At 39.1% G+C, this 19643-nt stretch carries 20 protein-coding genes and 1 other RNA gene; 8 read left to right on the top strand and 13 right to left on the bottom strand.

Going from position 1 to position 19643, the window contains the following annotated elements; translation table 11 throughout:
* Nucleotides 1–27 precede the first annotated feature (27 nt).
* Genes ACKWCF_RS15220 through tolQ form a run of 6 tightly spaced genes read right to left on the bottom strand, consistent with a single transcriptional unit; the run spans nucleotide 28 to nucleotide 4641 of the window.
* Nucleotides 28–531 (bottom strand): peptidylprolyl isomerase, encoded by a 504-nt coding sequence (locus ACKWCF_RS15220; RefSeq protein WP_409478460.1) that lies wholly within the window; start codon nucleotides 529–531, stop codon nucleotides 28–30.
* 14 nt (nucleotides 532–545) lie between these two features.
* Nucleotides 546–1178 carry a peptidylprolyl isomerase gene (locus ACKWCF_RS15215; protein ID WP_409478459.1) on the bottom strand — a complete coding sequence of 211 codons (633 nt, stop codon included), beginning with the start codon at nucleotides 1176–1178 and terminating at the stop codon, nucleotides 546–548.
* A 60-nt stretch (nucleotides 1179–1238) separates the two neighbouring features.
* Nucleotides 1239–2603, bottom strand: a complete 1365-nt coding sequence (locus tag ACKWCF_RS15210; protein ID WP_409478458.1) for a translocation protein TolB — start codon at nucleotides 2601–2603, stop codon at nucleotides 1239–1241.
* A gap of 27 nt (nucleotides 2604–2630) precedes the next feature.
* Nucleotides 2631–3422 (bottom strand): energy transducer TonB, encoded by a 792-nt coding sequence (locus tag ACKWCF_RS15205; RefSeq protein ID WP_409478457.1) that lies wholly within the window; start codon nucleotides 3420–3422, stop codon nucleotides 2631–2633.
* 5 nt (nucleotides 3423–3427) lie between these two features.
* Entirely contained in the window at nucleotides 3428–3844 is a 417-nt protein-coding gene (locus tag ACKWCF_RS15200) for an ExbD/TolR family protein (RefSeq protein ID WP_409478456.1), read from the bottom strand.
* 5 nt (nucleotides 3845–3849) lie between these two features.
* Nucleotides 3850–4641, bottom strand: coding sequence for a protein TolQ (gene tolQ, locus ACKWCF_RS15195; protein ID WP_409478455.1), 792 nt, complete (start codon nucleotides 4639–4641; stop codon nucleotides 3850–3852).
* A 12-nt stretch (nucleotides 4642–4653) separates the two neighbouring features.
* On the opposite strand from tolQ, the gene ACKWCF_RS15190 reads away from it, so the two are divergent.
* A complete protein-coding gene (locus tag ACKWCF_RS15190) occupies nucleotides 4654–5781 on the top strand; it encodes a hypothetical protein (RefSeq protein WP_409478454.1) in 1128 nt (375 codons plus the stop codon).
* A gap of 23 nt (nucleotides 5782–5804) precedes the next feature.
* Here the strand turns inward: ACKWCF_RS15190 and ACKWCF_RS15185 are convergent, their stop codons facing one another.
* Together ACKWCF_RS15185 and ACKWCF_RS15180 are read right to left on the bottom strand one after the other, a co-directional pair.
* Entirely contained in the window at nucleotides 5805–6572 is a 768-nt protein-coding gene (locus ACKWCF_RS15185; RefSeq protein WP_409478453.1) for a hypothetical protein, read from the bottom strand.
* 10 nt (nucleotides 6573–6582) lie between these two features.
* Complete coding sequence (locus ACKWCF_RS15180) at nucleotides 6583–7827, bottom strand: hypothetical protein (RefSeq protein WP_409478452.1); 1245 nt, start codon at nucleotides 7825–7827, stop codon at nucleotides 6583–6585.
* A gap of 234 nt (nucleotides 7828–8061) precedes the next feature.
* On the opposite strand from ACKWCF_RS15180, the gene ACKWCF_RS15175 reads away from it, so the two are divergent.
* The 6 genes from ACKWCF_RS15175 to ACKWCF_RS15150 are packed head-to-tail and all read left to right on the top strand — an operon-like array spanning nucleotide 8062 to nucleotide 13730.
* Nucleotides 8062–8475 carry an RrF2 family transcriptional regulator gene (locus ACKWCF_RS15175; protein WP_409478451.1) on the top strand — a complete coding sequence of 138 codons (414 nt, stop codon included), beginning with the start codon at nucleotides 8062–8064 and terminating at the stop codon, nucleotides 8473–8475.
* Nucleotides 8468–9919 carry a Fe-S cluster assembly protein SufB gene (gene sufB, locus ACKWCF_RS15170; RefSeq protein WP_409478450.1) on the top strand — a complete coding sequence of 484 codons (1452 nt, stop codon included), beginning with the start codon at nucleotides 8468–8470 and terminating at the stop codon, nucleotides 9917–9919. The genes ACKWCF_RS15175 and sufB overlap by 8 nt, the downstream gene beginning before the upstream one ends.
* A 13-nt stretch (nucleotides 9920–9932) precedes the next feature.
* On the top strand, nucleotides 9933–10682 hold the full coding sequence (gene sufC, locus ACKWCF_RS15165; RefSeq protein ID WP_409480265.1) for a Fe-S cluster assembly ATPase SufC: 750 nt from the start codon (nucleotides 9933–9935) through the stop codon (nucleotides 10680–10682).
* On the top strand, nucleotides 10682–11947 hold the full coding sequence (sufD, locus tag ACKWCF_RS15160; RefSeq protein ID WP_409478449.1) for a Fe-S cluster assembly protein SufD: 1266 nt from the start codon (nucleotides 10682–10684) through the stop codon (nucleotides 11945–11947). The genes sufC and sufD overlap by 1 nt, the downstream gene beginning before the upstream one ends.
* On the top strand, nucleotides 11947–13164 hold the full coding sequence (locus ACKWCF_RS15155; protein WP_409478448.1) for an aminotransferase class V-fold PLP-dependent enzyme: 1218 nt from the start codon (nucleotides 11947–11949) through the stop codon (nucleotides 13162–13164). Before sufD ends, ACKWCF_RS15155 begins: the two co-directional genes overlap by 1 nt.
* A complete protein-coding gene (locus ACKWCF_RS15150) occupies nucleotides 13161–13730 on the top strand; it encodes a NifU family protein (RefSeq protein WP_409478447.1) in 570 nt (189 codons plus the stop codon). The genes ACKWCF_RS15155 and ACKWCF_RS15150 overlap by 4 nt, the downstream gene beginning before the upstream one ends.
* Before the next feature lie 37 nt (nucleotides 13731–13767).
* Here the strand turns inward: ACKWCF_RS15150 and ACKWCF_RS15145 are convergent, their stop codons facing one another.
* From ACKWCF_RS15145 to ssrS, 5 genes are all read right to left on the bottom strand, one after another.
* Complete coding sequence (locus ACKWCF_RS15145) at nucleotides 13768–14385, bottom strand: hypothetical protein (RefSeq protein ID WP_409478446.1); 618 nt, start codon at nucleotides 14383–14385, stop codon at nucleotides 13768–13770.
* Entirely contained in the window at nucleotides 14364–16421 is a 2058-nt protein-coding gene (locus ACKWCF_RS15140; RefSeq protein WP_409478445.1) for a hypothetical protein, read from the bottom strand. The genes ACKWCF_RS15145 and ACKWCF_RS15140 overlap by 22 nt, the downstream gene beginning before the upstream one ends.
* A gap of 9 nt (nucleotides 16422–16430) precedes the next feature.
* Nucleotides 16431–16916, bottom strand: coding sequence for a hypothetical protein (locus ACKWCF_RS15135; protein WP_409478444.1), 486 nt, complete (start codon nucleotides 16914–16916; stop codon nucleotides 16431–16433).
* A complete protein-coding gene (locus ACKWCF_RS15130; protein ID WP_409478443.1) occupies nucleotides 16904–19048 on the bottom strand; it encodes a hypothetical protein in 2145 nt (714 codons plus the stop codon). The genes ACKWCF_RS15135 and ACKWCF_RS15130 overlap by 13 nt, the downstream gene beginning before the upstream one ends.
* 130 nt (nucleotides 19049–19178) lie before the next feature.
* A non-coding RNA gene (gene ssrS, locus ACKWCF_RS15125) (6S RNA) lies at nucleotides 19179–19355 on the bottom strand.
* Nucleotides 19356–19433: 78 nt separating this feature from the next.
* On the opposite strand from ssrS, the gene ACKWCF_RS15120 reads away from it, so the two are divergent.
* On the top strand, nucleotides 19434–19643 hold the full coding sequence (locus ACKWCF_RS15120) for a hypothetical protein (protein WP_409478442.1): 210 nt from the start codon (nucleotides 19434–19436) through the stop codon (nucleotides 19641–19643).

The raw sequence follows: 19643 nt of genomic DNA, 5'->3' as shown, positions 1-19643 counted from the left end.
TTTTTAATTTTGAATTTCAATTTCAAATTATTGAGTGATAGTTACTTTGTTAATAACTACAGCTTCAACTGGGCGATCCATCGGGCCAGTTTTTGTTTTACCGATAGCATCTACCACATCGTAACCTTCAGTCACTTCACCGAAGATCGCGTGGCGGTTGTCTAACCATGGTGTTGGAACAGTTGTGATAAAGAACTGTGAACCATTTGTGTTAGGGCCAGCGTTCGCCATAGATAAGAAACCTGGTTTGTTGTGTTTTAATTCAGGGTGAAATTCATCAGCGAATTTGTAACCTGGGCCACCAGTGCCTGTTCCTAACGGACAACCACCTTGGATCATAAAATCTTTAATTACACGGTGAAACACTAAGCCATCATAGAACGGGCGTTTTACTTTTTCGCCAGTTTTAGGGTCAGTCCATTCTTTAGTGCCTGTTGCAAGGCCAACAAAATTCTCAACAGTTTTTGGAGACTTGTCGTTGAATAATTTAACTTTAAAAGTTCCGCGGTTTGTATCAAATGTAGCGATCATGTTTTTATACCTTATTAGTTTTTACGAATTGATTTAATAACGATTACTTTTTCTGGAACGTCTGCGTAATCGCCAACAGTTTTTGTTTTGGCATCACGGATTTTATCAACCACGTCCATACCTTCAATAACTTCACCGAATACAGCGTAACCGTAACGGTCTTCTGATTTGTGGTCTAAACGTTGGTTATCAACCACGTTGATAAAGAACTGAGCTGTTGCTGAGTTGATATCGTTTGTACGAGCCATAGCGATTGTACCACGTAAGTTTGATAAACCGTTTTTAGCTTCGTTGGTGATTGATGGAAATAAAGTCGCTTTTTCTTTTAAGTCAGCTGTGTGACCGCCACCTTGAATCATGAAATCTTTGATCACGCGGTGAAAAATCGTTTTATCGTAGAATTTTTTATCAACGTATTTTAAGAAATTTTCTGAGCTAATCGGCGCTTTTTCTGGATTTAATTTAACTTTGATTTTACCTAAAGATGTATCGATTGTAACAACCGGAGCTGCTGCTACTTTAGCTGTAGCCGATGCTTCTTTAGCGTGAGTTTTGAATGACCAAGTCATTAAAACGAACGCTAATAAATAGATCCAAACAATAACATTAACTTGCGAATTTTTGGCTTTCACCACTTGTGTTTTCATAGGTTTTTTATACCTGAAGTGGCTCTGGGATCGTCAAGATCCCATTAGGAGTGCTTATTTTTACTCCAGATTGTTCGACCATTTAGGCTTAAAATAGTTATAAGAATCCTGAGTGACACGGCGTTCTTCATTTCCGTCTACGCTCGACACAAAAATTTGAAATGAGCCTGTGCGATTGCTCGTAAAAACCACAAATCTTCCGTCGGGAGAAAAGCTTGGATCTTCGTTACTTGCACGTTTTCCGTTCGGTTTTGTCGCTGTTGTAATACGACGTAAATTCGTACCATCAGCATCCATTACGAAAATATCAAAGTAGTTTTCGATCTGACTTGCGAATGCAATTTTTTTACCATCCGGAGACCATGTTGGTGTTGAGTTGTATTTGCCTTGAAAGGTTAAACGTTTCACACCAGTGCCATCAGAATTCATCACGTAGATCGATGGAGCGCCACCGCGATCAGATGAAAACGCGATTTTAGATCCATCATCAGAAACAGCGGCTTCAACGTTCATGGCACCTGATGGGCCTTTTGTTAAACGAGTCACGATGTCGCCTTTAAGATCTAATTTGTATAAATCCGGCGATCCACCTTGTGAAATCGTTAAGTAAATGTTTTTGCCGTCTGGAGAATAACTTCCACCTTGATTTAAACCGTTACGGTTAGAAATGATTGAACGTTTTCCAGAACTTAGTTCGTGTTGAAATAACGTTAAGTTCATTTGCGCAGAACCTACACGGCGTGTGTAGATTGAATATAATAATTTTTTACCATCTGGTGACCAGTTTGGAGCAATCGCTACACTGCGATCGCGTGTAACCATATCTTGATCACTGCCATCCCAGTTCATAGTGATCACTTCTTTGTAACCCGTGCGATCTGTTGTAGCTACGATCTTAGATAAGAACACACCACGATGACCCGTTAAGGCTTCTAAAACATCATTCGCTAGAGTGTGACCGATTTGTGCTGTATTTGTTGATTTAGCCGAATACTTTTTGCCAACGATCGTTTTTTGTTCGCTGACTTGGTAAAGATACATTTCAACAGAAATATCGCTTCCTACTAAAGCAAACGACGAGCGAATTAAAAATTCAGCGCCGATTGTTTTCCAAGTATCGAATTTAAACCCTTTAGCATCTAAATTTTTTGATTTGATCGAAGTTGTTGTCGTGTCTTCTAAGAAAGCGCCAGATTGCATGATGTTAAAGTATGTCGATAACTCTAAATCTTTCATCGCGGTGTTATGAATCTGTGCTGCTAACTTAACGTGATTACCAGTTTTAGAAGCATTTAATTGATTCATCACCGGAAAAGCTAAACTGCTTTTTTTGGCTTGGGCATCGCCCACTTTGATATACGCGTTCTGCGCAAACACCATTGAAGAAAATAAAACTAAAAATAAAAAAATAAAAATTTTCATCATTAAATCCTTTGCTAGCAGCTACCGATGTTATTCTGGAAATCCGAATAAAACGCCGTCTTCGTTGTAAATTTCCGTAAACTTCTCTGGAACTTTAGGAAACGGAGCGGCTTTTTCAATAGCTTGAATACAGTATTCATCATAGGTTGGGTTTCCAGAAGATTGCACGATCTTTCTATCGGCCACACGACCATCGGGATGAATTTTTACTAAGATTTTTGTTTTTAAAGGTTTACCAATTAACCACTGAGGCAGAGCCCACTTAGATTTAATTAAAGCATCTAATTGCACCAGATAATTTTCAGACTGAATTTTATCAAGACCTGTTGGCGAAGTTCCTTTAGAAAGTATGCGGCCTTTTAACACTTTCGCAGCCGCATCGGCGGCTTTTTGATTTTGTACTTGTTGGCGAATTTTTTCGATTGCCGACATCTTTTTAAGTTTTTCTAAAGCTTCTTTTTGTTTTTGCTTTGATTTATTTAAGCTAACCGCATCGTTATCAGGCTTAGCTTTCGGATCAGGTTTAGCCTGTGCTTTAGGCTCTGGCTTTTTTTCTTCGGGCTTAGCTTCTACTTTTGGTTCTGGTTTTTTTTCTTCAGGTTTAGTTTCAACAACGGGTTCAGGTTGCTTTTCAATTTTTTCCGGAAGATCGTTAGATTTTTCTGCGGGATTATATTTTTCTGGTAAGCCCACCATGTCGACGCGAATGGCTTCAGATAGATTTAATTGCGGCTTCGTAAAAAACGAAACCTTGATGATCATAAAAACGATCAACGAAGCATGTGCAATTAAAGAAACGTAAATACCACGATTAGCCGTCAAAAAGATTACTCCTTAGGAATAGTGATTAAGCTTAAGTTGTAAATGCCCGCAGCGCGAGCTTCGCCCATCACTTCAGCGACAACGCCGTAATCAACTTTTTTGTCAGCTTGAATATAGATTTGTTTATTTTTCTTATGTTCAAAAATAGCTTTTAATTTGGCTTTCAAATTTTCCATCGGTACTTGGGTGCTGGCGATTTTAATTTTACCGCCCACATCAATCGTTAATACAAACGGATCTTCATTAAGCTCAACACCAGCTGATGATGTTTTCGGAAGATTGACATCAATCCCTTGCTGCATCATCGGCGCTGTCACCATAAAGATCACAAGTAAAACTAACATCACATCCACAAACGGGGTGACGTTGATTTCACTCATCGCCATTTTAGAGCTTTTATTTCCGCCCGTGCTCATTCCCATAAAAATTAACCTTTAAAGAAATTACGTTTAACGATGTTTAAGAAATCAGAGCTGAAATTATTTAATTGAGTTTCTTCACGTTTAATTTCTGTGATGAAGTGATTGTAAATCATAACCGCAGGAATCGCCGCCGCAAGACCGATCGCTGTTGTGATTAAAGCTTCAGAGATACCTGGAGCCACAGCTGCTAAACTGGCTGAACCTGTTTGTCCGATCATTTGGAATGAATTCATAATACCCCAAACAGTTCCGAATAAACCGATGAAGGGGCCTGTCGAACCTGTTGAAGCTAAAACTGTTAGGCGAGATTCAAGATGTTCAACTTCGTTTTCAATCGCTTTTCGCATGGCACGTTCTAAGTTATCAAGACCTGCAAGTAATGGTGGCTCAGTTTCGCTACCGATATTTTTATTTAACATCGGTGATTCAGCGATTTTTTTCATCTCAGCGTAAGCTGCTTTAAACACGCGTGCGTGTGATGAAGCTTTGAAAGCATCAATTTTTTCACTTAGTTCGTCTAATGAACTTGTTTTCCAAAAAACATTATCAAATGCTTTGTTGGCAGTCTGAACTTGTTTAAGGTCCTGGTATTTGTTCCAAGCAATACCCCAGCACATAATTGAAAGCGAAACTAGAATCATGATCACGGCTTGAACAAGAAGGCTTGCGTGCATAATCGATTCAAGAGCACCCATTTTCACCGCGACGTTTGTCGAGGTCTGAGTTTGGGCCACAACTGTTTCAACAGATAAAAAAAGTGATACAATGATGAAGAGTAAAGAATTGATTTTTTTCATGAGGATATTTTAGTGAAGTTTAAAGGTGCAAGCAACTTGAATCACAAATTAATTGCTCTGTTGTTGAGTTTGTTTTTTTTGATTCAGTGTGTTCAAAAATCTGTAGATCGTGCGCCAAGCTCAGTGCCTCTCGCAAAAACTGCTCCATCTTCATCAGCAAAGCCTGAGTTCGAAATTTGTCACTCTCGCAGTAAACTTTACTTAGAAGATCAAATTTTAAGAATGCCTGCTGAGTATGTAGCAGATCACTCTGAGGATTGGACTAAAAAAATTCCTATTCAGTGTATTCAATTTGCACAAAAAAACTTTAAAGGAAGCTTCGCTTACTGCAATAACGAAGATGAAAAGCCAAAGGTTGGAGCGCCTCGCCCTTGTCTAACTGAAAATTACACAAGACTTGTTTACAATGCTTATCACGATGTAAAAGATTGTTTTAATTTAGACCCAAAAAGTTCATTCTTACAAATCATGATTGAAAGTGGCTTTCATATCAACGCGATTAACCGCACAGGATTTGATGCGGGCGTTGCACAGATGACGAAAAACGGCATGTTGCGTGTGACTGAACGTGATTTGGTTGAAAAAACTCGTCGTGTGCTTTTAGAAAGCAACAGCCCAAGCTGCCAACGTATCGCAAGCACCGTGGGTAAATTAGATGCCGATGCGTTTTCGATTAACAAACGTTGTTCAATGATGTCATTGCCAGAAAATCCTTACCGTGGATTTTTACTTCACTATTTACATGCTTTACGTGATCAGATTTTCTTTAAACAGCAGCTCGTAAAACTGCGTCCAGAAATCGAATCTATTTTGACTCCGCAAATGGTCGAACAGTTCGTATACTTTGCTTACAATCGTGGAATTACCGGCACATTGCGTTTGATTGATGGCTATTACAAAAACCGTAAAGCCGCAGGCCAAGTGGTTAAGTCTTCTGATTTTGTAACTTGGCAGAATTTAAGAGATATCCGTTCGACAATGCGTCGTGAGCCCGCGATGCGCGAGCAGTTGAAAAAATCGAAAATTAAAAAATTATCTTTTATGGAATACGCGATTATTCAAAATCAACCATATATGGCGAACATGGCCGAAGCCCGTGATATGGTTAAGCGCCATCTACAAAATCGCTGTATTGAATAAAGACGTGTTGCAGACGGGCGGACTTACTGCTCTTGAATAATAATTCCCAATGGATTTAGCTTTTTCGCTTCTTCAACTTCGCTAGCCGAAATAGGTCCAACAATTGTTTTTTTGAAACGACGTTTAAGTTCGTTTTGCAAAGTTTCTGTGTAGAACGGTTGTTTGTAGTAAGTCATTGGGTAAATTAAAACGTCAGCACGCATAGTGGCCGCTTCAATTAATTTTAACGACTCCATCGCTTTAAGTTTTAAAATCTCTGGTTGCGATGTGCCGTATAAAAACGTGGGGTGAAGTTCTTTAATGGATTTAGCTAAAACTTCGTAAGGCGTTGTCACGATAAAGTTTTCGCCTTTTTCAAGACCTAACGCTTTGATTGTATCTGTGAAAATTAAATGTCCGGCAATCGCGTTTTCGACTAAGTTAAAAATAATTTTACGCTTTTGGAGTTGGTCTTTAAATTTATCTAAAGGCAAAACGTCTTTTTCAACTTCAGCAAAAAGCTTATTACGAATGTCTTTGGTGTGATCGATCGTTTGATCGACATTTGTTGCAACGATCACCACTTTTTGATCTTTGGTGTTGGCGATATCTAAATAAATATTATCGTTTGTGTTCATTAAGACTTGTTCAACTTGGGCAAACTGAGGTTTTTTAAAAATTAAAACTTCAGACGTTTCGTAAAACGGGTGTTTGTAATCCGCGTAGGGCTGTGAAAGGCCCCAAAATTTCACGGTAAAAAATGTAACTGTACAAACAAATAGCGAAGCTAAGATAGCTTGAATAATTCTCATAGCGAGCAATCTATTCAGGGTTCCAGATAAACTCAACCTGATTATTTTCCGCGCCAAGCGTTTTACGGTAGCCTAAGTGCGGGGCGCTCTTGTTTTTGGCTAAGTTTTCATCAATGTACTCGATGTTACTCGGTAAGAAGCGGATCATACGGTACATTTTGCGAAGCTCTTCTTGAGTTCGGTCAGCTTCATCAATTTCTTTGTTTACGTACTTGTTAAAGTCAGAAGCTTTTTGGCCCAACCATGCACCGGCACCTAAAGTTAAATAAAATATTCCCTCTAAGGCTTGCGGATCTTGCACCTGAATAGCGGCGTAAATGCCTGCTGCAGCGATAACAACAATTCCAGTTACAATAGCTGTTGTAACGGCTGCCTTGGCTGCGTATTTCGAAGCCTTCGCTGTCGAGTGGCCAAGTGCTTCTCCCATGTAATGACTTTTAATTAATGAATCGCGAATTTTTGTATTACGGTTTTGATGCCACTCATACCAATTACGCGTTGAAAATAAAATACCGCCATTTTTATTTTTCGGTTCTAATGTGTATTCAAAAGCCATGCTGAGACCGCTGTCAGACCAATTTGGTTTAGGACCAACACCGGTTAAAACCAAAGTCACTTTTCTATTGTGGTTTTCAATGGTACGGATGATGGATTTATCTCCGCTAAGCTCCATAGTTTTTCGTAAATCAACGGTGGCATGTTCTTCATCACCAATGGCTTGCCAAAGAGCTGAAAGCCACAAACGAATCGCCGGGTCATCAAAGGTTGTTTCTTTTCCTTCGGGGTTATTTGCTAAATATTCAACAGCCCGTTTAAGTTCAACATGAGCCGCATCACGATTGCCGGTATCTAAGTACAGCATCGATAAAAATAAATGCAGAGAAATGATTTCGTGCTCTGACGGAATATAACCATCTTCACTTTCGCCCACTAAAAAAACCGAAGCTTCGTGTGAGATACTGACAAACTTTCTTTTTTCGATTTGGTCAGAAAGATTTTGCACAACTTGAATATCTTCTGGGGTGAACTTTTCTTTATCGGTCCAAAATTTAATCCACGCTTTTTCAAAAGTGGTGATAAAACCACCGCGCTCTTTTTCGGGAAAAGTTAATAAAGCTTCGTTTGCATTTTTTTGGCTTAGAGCATGATAAACAGAATTGTATTCGCTATCTCTAATTAAAGTTTTGTTCGCACACGAGACGGCAAACAAACAACTTAGAGCCAATAAGAAAAGCTTTAATTTGAGCGATTTCATAGCTGAAAACGACTATAGACTGCTTTTAGGCGTAAGAAAACAGCTTGAAGTTTTAAGCTGTGGCTTATTCACCATAGCTAATAATTTCAATAACTTAGCTCTGTTTAATGTCCGACTAAATTAGTCGCCTTTTTCATTTGCCTTTCAACTAAATCGGCGTATAAATGGGACCCGTAATCGCAATATCCGACTAATTTTGTCGCCTTTTGTTTAGAAAGGCTTATTTAGGGTTTTATGAAGCTTAATAAAAAAGTTGAATACGCATTAATGGCGTTAAAACATTTTTCTGAATTAGATCATCAAGAAGGAACTGTTCAAGCCACAGTTTCAGCGAAGGATATTGCTGAAGCTAATCATTCTCCGGCTGAAGTGACAGCGCGTGTGTTACAAACTTTAAGTTCACACGGCATTTTAAAAGCAGAATATGGTCTTCATGGTGGTTACCGTTTAGCTAAAGATTTATCAAAAGTTTCTGTTTACGATTTAGTAACCATCGTCGATGGTTCAACGAATTTAGCAAAATGTATTTCTGATAAAGAGTGCGACTTATTAAAGAACTGTACGATTGTATCACCGGTCGAAAATTTAAATAAAAAAGTTCAAGATTTTTACAAATCGATTTCTGTAGAAGAGGTCTTCCATGTCTAATAAAACTGAATCTGCCTCTTATGAGTATAAATACGGCTTTACGACTGATATCGAAATGGAAACGGTACCGAAAGGTCTTTCTGAAGATATCTTACGTTTAATTTCGGCTAAGAAAAATGAACCTGAATGGGTTCTCAATTACCGTTTAAAAGCGTACCGTCACTGGCTAACATTAACTGAGCCCGTGCAAAGTGACAACAAATGGGCGCAAGTGAATTACCCGCCAATTGATTTTCAAGACTTAACTTACTATGCAGCTCCGAAAAATAAACCGGATGCAAAAAAATCAATGGATGAAATTGATCCAGAGTTGATTAAAACTTTCGAACGCTTAGGTATTCCGTTACAAGAGCAAAAACGTATCTCTGGTGTTGCCATGGATGTGGTTTTTGATTCAGTCAGTATCGCCACAACTCACAATGAAGAATTAGAAAAAGTGGGTGTGATCTTTTGCTCTATTTCTGAAGCGATTAAAACTCATCCTGAATTAGTTGAAAAATATTTTGGTTCAGTGGTTCCGTTTACTGACAACTATTATGCCGCTCTTAACGCCGCCGTCTTCTCTGACGGAAGTTTCGTATATATTCCAAAAGGGGTGCGTTGTCCGATCGATTTATCGACGTATTTTCGTATCAATGCTAAAGAAACAGGTCAGTTTGAAAGAACATTGATTGTGGCTGATGAAGGTAGTTTCGTAAATTATCTTGAGGGCTGTACAGCACCTCAACGTGATGAAAACCAACTTCACTCAGCTATTGTAGAGCTTGTGGCGTTAGATAACGCTGAAATTAAATATTCAACAGTGCAAAACTGGTACACGGGTGACAAAGAAGGTAAAGGCGGAATTTATAACTTCGTGACTAAACGTGGTATCTGCAAAGGTAAAAATTCAAAAATTTCTTGGACACAAGTTGAATCAGGTTCTGCAATCACTTGGAAATATCCATCGGTGATTTTACAAGGTGATAACTCTGAAGGTGCTTTTTACTCTGTCGCCTTAACTCATGATTACATGCAGGCCGATACCGGAACTAAAATGATCCATATCGGTAAAAATACGAAGAGCACGATTATTTCTAAAGGTATTTCAGCGGGGCATTCATCAAATGCATACCGTGGTTTAGTTAAAATCATGCCGTCGGCTGAAAATGCGCGTAACTACTCGCAGTGTGATTCAATGCTTGTGGGTGATCGTTCTTCAGCGCATACCTTTCCGTATATTGAAGTAAAAAATAATACCGCAGTTTTAGAGCACGAAGCGACAACTTCACGTATTTCTGAAGATCAACTTTTCTATCTTCAGTCGCGTGGGTTAAATACAGAAAAATCCATTTCAATGCTGGTAAATGGTTTCTGTAAAGAGGTGTTTAAGGAATTACCTCTTGAATTCTCGGTTGAAGCCGTAAAATTAATTGAAATGAAATTAGAAAACTCAGTGGGATAGTAGCGATATGAACATGTTAGAAGTTAAAAACTTAAAAGCTAAAGTTGATGAAAAAGAAATTTTAAAAGGTTTAAATTTAACAGTTAAGCCAGGCGAAGTGCATGCGATCATGGGGCCAAACGGTGCCGGTAAATCGACACTTTCTAAAATCTTAGCAGGGCACCCAGCGTATGAAGTAACGGCGGGCGAAATCAAATACGATATCAACTTTACTATGCAAAATCTTTTAGAGTTAACGCCAGATGTTCGCGCTAAAGAAGGTATTTTTTTAGGTTTTCAATACCCAGTTGAAGTTCCGGGCGTAAGTAATTTCACATTCCTGCACACGGCTTTTAACTCAATCTTAGAACATCAAGGTTCTGAAGCGATGTCTGAGGGCGACTTCCGTGAATTTTTATATCAAAAGATGAAATTAGTTTCGATGAAACCAGAATATTTAGAGCGCCCAGTGAATGTAGGGTTCTCAGGTGGTGAGAAAAAGCGTAACGAAATTCTTCAAATGGCGGTTTTATCGCCGCGTTTAGCGCTACTTGATGAAACAGATTCTGGTCTTGATATCGATGCTTTAAGAATTGTGGCTGAAGGTGTGAATAAACTTCGCTCAAAAGATAAAGCGATCATCTTAGTGACCCACTATCAACGTTTATTAGATTATATCAAACCTGATTTCGTTCACGTATTAGCTGATGGCAAAATCGTGCAAACAGGTGATGCAAGCTTAGCTCTTGAATTAGAGAAAAAAGGCTACGACTGGTTAGTGTAATGTTAGATCAAAATATTTATAACCAATTTAAACTTAAGTATCCTTTAGAAAGTCTAAAGGCTGCAGGCCTTCGTGAAAAAGCGTTTCAAGCTTTTGTAGCGCAGGGTTTTCCGACAAAAAAAGAAGAAGCGTGGAAATTCACGTCTTTAACTGAAGCCAAAGCCATCGACTGGAATATTGCTTTAGAAGAATCAATGTTAAGCCATGATGAAATGGTTTATGTTTCTAAGCAGTTATCTTCTGATTTTTATAACGTAGTTTTCGTGAATGGCTTTTTAAATAAGACATTATCTGATTCTGATGTGCCTATAGAATTTAAAGATCTTGAAGAAACAGATTTTAACGTAGCCAATGACTTTCCAGATTTAAAATTAATCAATTTATCACGCGGTTTTGGCTTTCAAAAAGCAGTGATCAACATTGATAAAAAATCACAATTAGATAAACCACTGCAAATCGTTCACGTCGCTTCTGCGAAAGCTTCAACAATGGTTCAATCTATCGTGCAAGTGAACGTAGCTGATACTTGTGAATTAAAGTTAATCCAACACACGTTAGGTTTAACATCGCAACTAAATAACCAACATGCGTTTAATGCTGATTTGCAAGTAAATCTGGGTAAAGCGGCTAACGTTAAATTTGCTAACTTACAAAATGCAAATACCAAAGATTTTTCTTTTGGCCGTATTCAGTTCTCGCTAAGCCAAGATAGCCAGCTTACAAGCTTAGATTTGGCTTTAGGTTCAAAAACATCACGCCATTATTTAGCCACTGAGTTTACTGCTGAAAATGCGAATGCCGGAGTTTACGGTTTAACGTTATTGGCTGATGAACAACACTGTGACCAATACACTTATGTGCACCATAAGATCGGTCATAACAATTCAACTCAACACTATAAATCAATTTTAACAGACAAAGCCCAATCTGTGTTTCGCGGCCGTGTTCGCATCGAACAAGACGCACAGAAAGCTAACTCTGAACAATTAAATAATAACTTACTCATCTCTAAAGCGGCACAAGCGACAAGTATTCCGCAGTTAGAAATCTATGCTGACGACGTAAAGGCTGGGCACGGATCAACTGTAGGGCAACTTAATAAAGACGAAATTTTCTATTTCTTAAGCCGTGGTATTAGTGAAAAGAAAGCTGTGCAGTTATTAACGCACGGTTTTGCTAAAGAGTTAGTTTACAAACTTGAAAATGAAGTGATGGAAAATTTTGTTTTCCAAACTTTAGAAAGCAAATTGAACGAGATTTTTTAATGTACGACGTAAATGAAGTTCGCAAACAGTTTAAATCTTTACGCCAAATGGTCAATGGTTACCCCTTGGTGTATTTAGATAGCGTTAATACAACTTTAAAGCCTGAACGTGTAGTTAAACGTGTTGAAAAATTCTATGCTGAAGAAGCATCGAATGTGCACCGTGGCTCACATTTTTTAAGTGATCAGGCGACAAAGTATTTTGAAAGCGCACGCCAAACGATTCAGAAGTTTATTGGCGCTGCCCACACTGAAGAAGTTCTTTTTACGAAAGGAACTACTGAAGGTATTAACTTAGTGGCCCAAAGCTATGGTATGACCTTTATTAACGAAGGTGATGAGATCGTTATCACTGAGCTGGAACATCACGCCAATCTTGTTCCGTGGCAAATCGTTGCTCAAGCTAGAAAAGCGACCCTAAAATTTATTTCTGTTCTTGCCGATGGTTCAATTGATGAAGCTTCGATTGATCAAGTGATTACGCCAAAAACAAAACTTGTGGCATTTTCAGGTTGTTCAAATATTTTAGGTACAATTACTCCATATAAAAAAATTATTGCTAAAGCTAAGTCAGTGGGTGCCGTAACTCTTTTAGATGCCGCTCAATTGGTGACGCAAAAAGCGATTAATGTTGTGGATTTAGATGTGGATTTCTTGGTTTTTTCGGCCCACAAGCTTTTTGGCCCTTACGGTTTTGGCGTATTGTATGGCAAAAAAGAGTTATTATTAAAAATGCCTCCGTATCAATTCGGCGGAAGTATGATTAGTGAAGTGCGCTTTGAAAAAACAACTTTTAACGATCTGCCATTTAAATTCGAAGCGGGGACTCCACATATCGAAGGTGCTTTAGCATTAGCTGAAGCCATTGATTTCTTTAATCAATACGATATCAAAGATGTTTTTGCGCACGAACAAGAGCTATTACAATTAGCGACAAAAAAACTTAAAGAAATTCCAGAGATTCAAATTTTTGGTGAAGCTAAAGAAAAAGCGGCTATTTTAAGTTTCAACTTAAAAGGCGTGCATCATGCCGACGTAGGCCAGATTCTAGATAAAATGGGCATCGCCGTGCGTATCGGCCATCACTGCACACAACCGTTACTTCGTAAATTTGGTTTAACGGGAACAGTGCGCGCTTCATTTTCAATTTATAACAATACAGAAGACGTAGAACGACTAGTCCTTGCCGTAGAAAAGGCAAAAAGGATGTTATTATGACCCAAGCACAAAGCAGTGAAGTATTAATCCGTGTTCAAGAAACGCCAAACCCAGCGGCCTGGAAATTTATTTTAGACCGTCCAGTATTAACTGAAGGTAAAGCGACTTACTCAAACATCCAAGAGGCTGAGCATAACAACTTAGCTCGTTCATTATTTCAAATTCCCGGCGTTAAACAAGTGCATTACTTTCAAAACGTTATCACCGTGACTCATCAGTTTGATGTAGAACCAGAAGAAATCAAACAACAAGTTTGTTCTGTGATTCAGACACGCATGCCGGTGCACAATCCGAATCAAACAATCGTGGACGAGAAAAAATTAGCGCGCCAAAACTTATCGCCAGAACAGCAAAAGATTGAAGAAATCTTAGACCGCACGATTCGTCCGGGCCTTCAAGGTGATGGTGGTGATATCGAAGTTATTAAATTTGAAGATAACAAGGTCTATGTAATGTACCAAGGAGCCTGTGGCACGTGCCCAAGCTCGACAACAGGTACATTAATGGCGATTGAAGGTATTCTTAAAGAAGAATATGACCCAGCTATCGAAGTCATTCCGGTGTAAGTCGCGCTGAAAGCGCGCCTACCTATGCGCTAAGCTACTACCTAATAATTTTGTCTTTGCGAAATTTTTCGCTCAGAGTTTTTTTATTATTCAGTGTTTGAAGTTTTCCAGACGGGCTATTTTTCTTAGCCTGTTCTTCGGCCAAGGCCGCCTGTTGCACAACATACTCAAAAGAATCCTCGGGACGTGAAGAAACAATCACGTCGCGACGAACTTGGTGGCCTGATAAATCTCCTGTTAAACTCATACTTACATGCGACTGCCATTCTTTAGAATAGTTTTGCACACGTAATTCAAAAACTTTCGACTGGCCTTGAGTTAAAGGTTCTAGAATACCATCAAGAGGCTCAGAAGTTGTAACCTCTTTACCTAAGACCCATTGGTAATTTAAAGCGCTCGGAATATCTCTTAACGCCGTGATACGCACTTGCACAAGTGATGTACCTTCTTTTTTATCAGCTAAAGAAACATTTTCGATTTTAAGATCGATATAATCATAAGAAGCCTGATCAACACCTAATTTTGTTAAGGGAATTGAAGCTGTATTACGCGTTGAAACTTCGTATTCGGTGTGCATCACACGGGTGATACCGTAACCAAAAGTGATTCCCAGAAGTGAAACGCAGATTGTTTTTAATACGACGTGCTTGGACATAATTGTGCTCCATTTTGATCAGTCAATTTGTAGACGCAGCTACTTGTATTTGAAATGCCAGGTGGGTAACTCGAATAAGCGCGAACATTTAACAGATAGTATCCGGTGCCTAAGCTGTTTAAAGAAATAGTTCCTGAATCTGAAGTACTAGTTGTACGTAAGACCATACTTGAATCGGTCGCAGTGTCTTTAGAAAATGAGGCACAAGCGTTAGTCGTGCTGTTGTAGCTTCCACAGTCTTCGTTGTAATAATAACCGCTACTCAGAACAACCAAATCTAAATCTTCAGTGCACGAGCTATCAGGAACCAGATTAATAGCCGTCACTCCTACTAAATCAGCTTTTCTGATTGTGAAGAAGTGATTACTGTAGCGTTGATCGCTATAATAGCCGTAAGTTTTAGTTGTTGGTCGCGGTTGTAGAACATTCCGGTTACAACTTGAAGTCGTCGTAAGTTTTATTCCATAGCCTGGCCATGCGTTAGCAGAAACTGTTCCTGATGAAATCGAAGAAACGGAAGTTGTGTAGTCCGCTGAACCCACCATTTGCAGAGCTTCGTCGGCTGTCATAATAGAAGTCATTGTACCTGAAAAAGTATTGCCATTCGCTGCAAAAACTTTGGCAAAGAATTTGGCTGAACTGCTAAATGGAGATGTTGCATAGCCCATTCCATCGAGTGTGCGCCCTAAAGCTTTCCAGTATTTATCAAAGGTAACACCGCCACCACAGTTGGCTGAGCAAGTGTTCGTGCCTTTAAATAGCCCACGGGCAATAGAAGCTTCTCTGAAATGACTTTCGCCAGGAAAGTTGGTATAATCAACATTGTCGTGATCATAACCAACACCAGAGCCGTCGCCTAATTTATTAAGACGCATTAAGATTAATTGATTATTCGTTGGCGATCCACTTTCTAAATAACCAACAGTGTCGTGGTAAAAAAGCCATTCACCGTTTGGTAATGTTGTTGCGTGGTTTGGATTAATTTTAGCGGCATTGTTTTTTACAATATGTGCGCCCATAAAATTACCGAAGCCTTCAGACCAAGCTAAACGGGCATCTATGCGGTATTGGGCAAAATGCATTCCACCAGGAGAATCGGCACGGCCGCATACATTTTCAATATGATGACCTATTTCATGAAGAATAACGGTATCATCCCAGTGATCAGTATCCGCTATTTGCACGTTACCGTTTTGACCACCGCTGATATATAATTCATTATCTTCACGTAAGTAAAAAGAAAGAATCGTATCAGTGCCTGGGTAAACATATTCGTAAGGGTTAAAGCCAGCTTTCCAGTACATATCTAAGCGTTCGCTTATACAACTCACATCAAGATTGCTGGTATTGCTTGTACTATTTAAGTATTCAAACGCTGTGACCCAGTCATTGTAGATATTAAAAGCGGCACCTTCGATTTTACTTGAAGTAGCTTCATTGGCTTGAGCCACTAAATTAATAGCTGCATTTGTAAAACCAAAACCATTTGAAATATAAGATCCTGAAACTTTATAAATCGTGTTTGAATAAATATCTTCTTTAACAGCTGCAGATAATGTGGAACTTACAGGTTTTCCAATAGATGCAAATGTGTAATTAGCGCGTGATAAAACTTCAATGGTAAAAGTTCCTGCATCGTTTGGTAATAATAATGACGATGTGCCATCAAGAGCGCGAAGTTCTCCTAGAGCATTGGTGGTACCGCATTGAATAATTGCGCCACTGCTATTAAGAACGCGAATTTCCGCATATTTAATCGGAAGAGCTGTAGAGATAACCGCGCCTGTTGCAGCTGCCGTCATTGTATTACTTGGGTTATCAATCTGAATATTTAAACCACGACGACGAAATTTAGCTGTACCTGAAACAGCAACGCCAGGGCTGTATGATGTCGATGTCGAACAAAATGAAATTTCACTTTGGCTATCGGGTGTTCCACTATTGGTATTGCCGTCAACTAAACTGGTACCACCACAGGCGGTAAGCACAGTTAATAAAGACGATAAAATAAAAAACTTAAAGGTCGTTAGGTTCACATCAACATCCTATTGATTACTTTTTTTATACAGTTCAACTTCTTGAACTATTTTTTCGAAAGACTTATCTGTGGAATTAATAATTCCATCAGCAAAAACGCGTTTTTGTGGGTTTGTTCCTAAAATTTCAAAGCGAACAAAGCGGTTTATATCACCGTTGAAGCCCGTTACATTTAATTCGATTTCTAACGGCGTGTCTTTTTGCATTTTTTCGATCTGGCCTTTAAGGTTGCCATCACTTAAGCTTACGCCTTCACCTAGTTTCCATTCATAATTTAGCGGAAAATCATAATCATACTGTGTTTCAATGCGGGCGATCAGTTTAGAGGTTTCGCCTTTTTCTACTTTAAATTTTAATTGAATCGTACGCTCAACAACGCCACGATAAGTGAATTTTGTGAGCGGCACATTGGATAAACCGTGTGTGTTTTCCGGTTGATCTTCGTAACAGCTAGTCAGTAAAGATAAAAATAAAGCTAAAATTATTGCGGGCATAGAGTCCCCAAATTGCTAGACATTGAATACTTATAAGCTGTGGCATTGCTTAAACTTTTGCTTGGTGTGTAGGCGCGGATATTCAACATGTATTTTTTTGCCGGATCAAGTTTGACGGCCAGATTTGAAATTGTTTTTGTATAGCTTGTATTTAGCGTTGCCGCTGCGGCACGGTTTGAAGCTACAACCCAAGAATTTGTTGTACGCGAAGGAACGTAGTTGTTTGTCGGACAACTGCCATCTTCGTTTTCAGTCGTGTCACATGAATAATCACCATTAAAACGATAACCTTCTTCATAGATAATTAAATCATGATCGGTACTCGTTCCGCTCAGATACTGGAAAGTCACACTAATTGAATTTAATCCAACCAGTGTGCTTGGATCTAACATATAAAAATGATTCGAATAACGTTGATCGGAGTTGACGCCGGTAAATCCAGGGTCATCAGTGCGCGGTAATATAACTGTGGGTTTAGAACAAGCAGCTTGCACTAGCTTGTGACCAATAGGCACCCAGTTTAAGTGCGTTGTACCGCTGACTACTTGGGTATATTTAAGACCTGCTGATCCAATATTGTTATCAGAAAATAATTGTAAAGCTTCAGCATCAGCAGCTCCCTTAACAAAGGAAGACCAAGTAGCTGGGGTAATAAGAGTTTTTAAATTTTCTAAAAATTGATTTGAAGATGAGAAGTGATTTGTTGAGTCACCCATTCCACCTTGGGCATCAAAAGCTTGCCACATAGAATCGAAAGTCACGGTGCTTGAGGCAAATACGGCGCTTCCGCACGATGAACAAACTGAAGCTGAAGGTGTCGACATTTTAAACAGAGCGCGTGTGATGGCGCCTTCGCGGAAGTGACCTTCACCTGGATATAATGTTGGGTTTACTTGGTCAAAGGCAACTCCAAAGTAAGGAGCAATTTGCCATTCACCCGGGGAAGTTCCTGGTTTTTTAAGATCCATCATAAAACCAGTACCATTACCGACATTTTGTACTGAGTCAGAAAAACCAATAGAGTTAAATAAAAAACTCCAACTTAAATCGCCGGTCGTACCATTAGTAAGTTTTGTCGCTAATTCTGGATTTAAAAAATCTTGTCGTGTGTTTGTGACAACGGCTGCAAGATAGTTAGCCCAGGCTTCGTGCCAAACAAGGCGTCCGTCCATACGTACGATGATCGAGTGTAGTCCGCCCGGAGTATCAAAGCGGCCGCATTGGTCTTCAATGAAGTGACCCATTTCGTGGATCGAAGCAAAGTCGTCAAAATGATCGGTATTCGATAAACTGATATCACCTAGCTGACCGCCAGTAATATAAAAACTGTCAGTATCTGATTTATAATAAGAAGTGTTATCTAAAGTTTGTGGATCAGAAGAAGGGTATTCGTACTGAACAGGATTGAATCCGGCTTTCCAATACATACTGAATTTAGTCGATAAACAAGTTAGCTCAGCATCAGGTACACTTAAATTTTCATCTAAGTAAGTGTAAGCTTGAATAAAATTATTATAGATATTAAATGCGCCGCCTTTGATATTCACATCATCTGTTTGGCGGGCGTAAGCGATGAGCTCGATCGGTGTTGTAGCCACACCATCAGAAGTAAATGTGTCTTCAAGATAATAAACTTTATTTGTATAAGGATCCTCTTTCACAGCCGCATTAGCCATGAAACCTTTATTTGGCATTTGCACATTAGCTCGCGCATAAACACGGATGATGTAAGATTGTGGAGTATCAGGAATTGTTAAAGCTCCGCCAGACAAGCTCGTCAAGTTACCATCGAAGTCAGTCATTCCACATTGCACTAGCTGTTTTGTTCCTTCTGTGTAAATCGCTACTTCAGCATAAGGAATGGGAAGTGAGTCAGCGATAGGGTCACTTAAGATCATGTTTTTAATTTTATTGTCGACGATCACAGGCTCAGTTGTACGTTTAAAAAACTTAGCGTGTGCAGAAACATTGATTGAATCGGTGTAAGTAAAAGCTGTAGTACATTCAGGAACTTCAACTGAAGTTGACAGAAACTCTTGCGCTTCCGAACTTAAACGTGGTCCACAACTTTGGGTAAAAGCTGCAAACAAAAATAAGATAGTTAAAGTTAAAATCCTGCTCGTAAAGACCACAAATACATATCGGTCAAATAGAGGTAAAGATGAGTGAAAATGGTCCAGTTTCTCAGAATGAGACACACTTAAAGTGACTATGGAAACACTGTGGAAAAACGATCAAGACCTAAGCCGGAAAAAAGGCAAAAAAAAAGGCTCGAAGACCACTCTGAAACATAAACCTCTTTTCGCTAGGTGGGTTTCCATTTAACAACTTTAGGCTTCTCACTACGAGGTGAGCTTGCACACCATTGTCAGGGACAGATCCCGTATAATAAGCTTGTAAGGTTTATTTTCGATGAGTTTTACGTCAGCGAACCCCCAGCTCTAATAATAGCAAAAAACCTAAAAAAGTCCATGGATCAGGACTCGAGTTTTAAGAAAAATCGCCCGATGGGTTGGCATGGTTTCTCAGATTGATTTTTATTTCCCATTTTTTGTTTTCTTTTATGGTCTGGTGCTTACTTTTGTGCTTGAAATTCCATTTTTTTTAAAATTAGCCCAAGAGAAAATGCCTGAATACCACGCCCAGTTTGAGAGACACCGCCAATTGGCTGTAATATCGCTCTATGTTGGCGGTCTTTGGTCATTGCAAAATCTATGGTTTTCTTGA

It is taken from the genome of Pseudobdellovibrio sp. HCB154 (assembly GCF_046267985.1).
Lineage (GTDB): Bacteria > Bdellovibrionota > Bdellovibrionia > Bdellovibrionales > Bdellovibrionaceae > Pseudobdellovibrio.
This window is presented reverse-complemented; position numbering and strand designations above follow the sequence as displayed.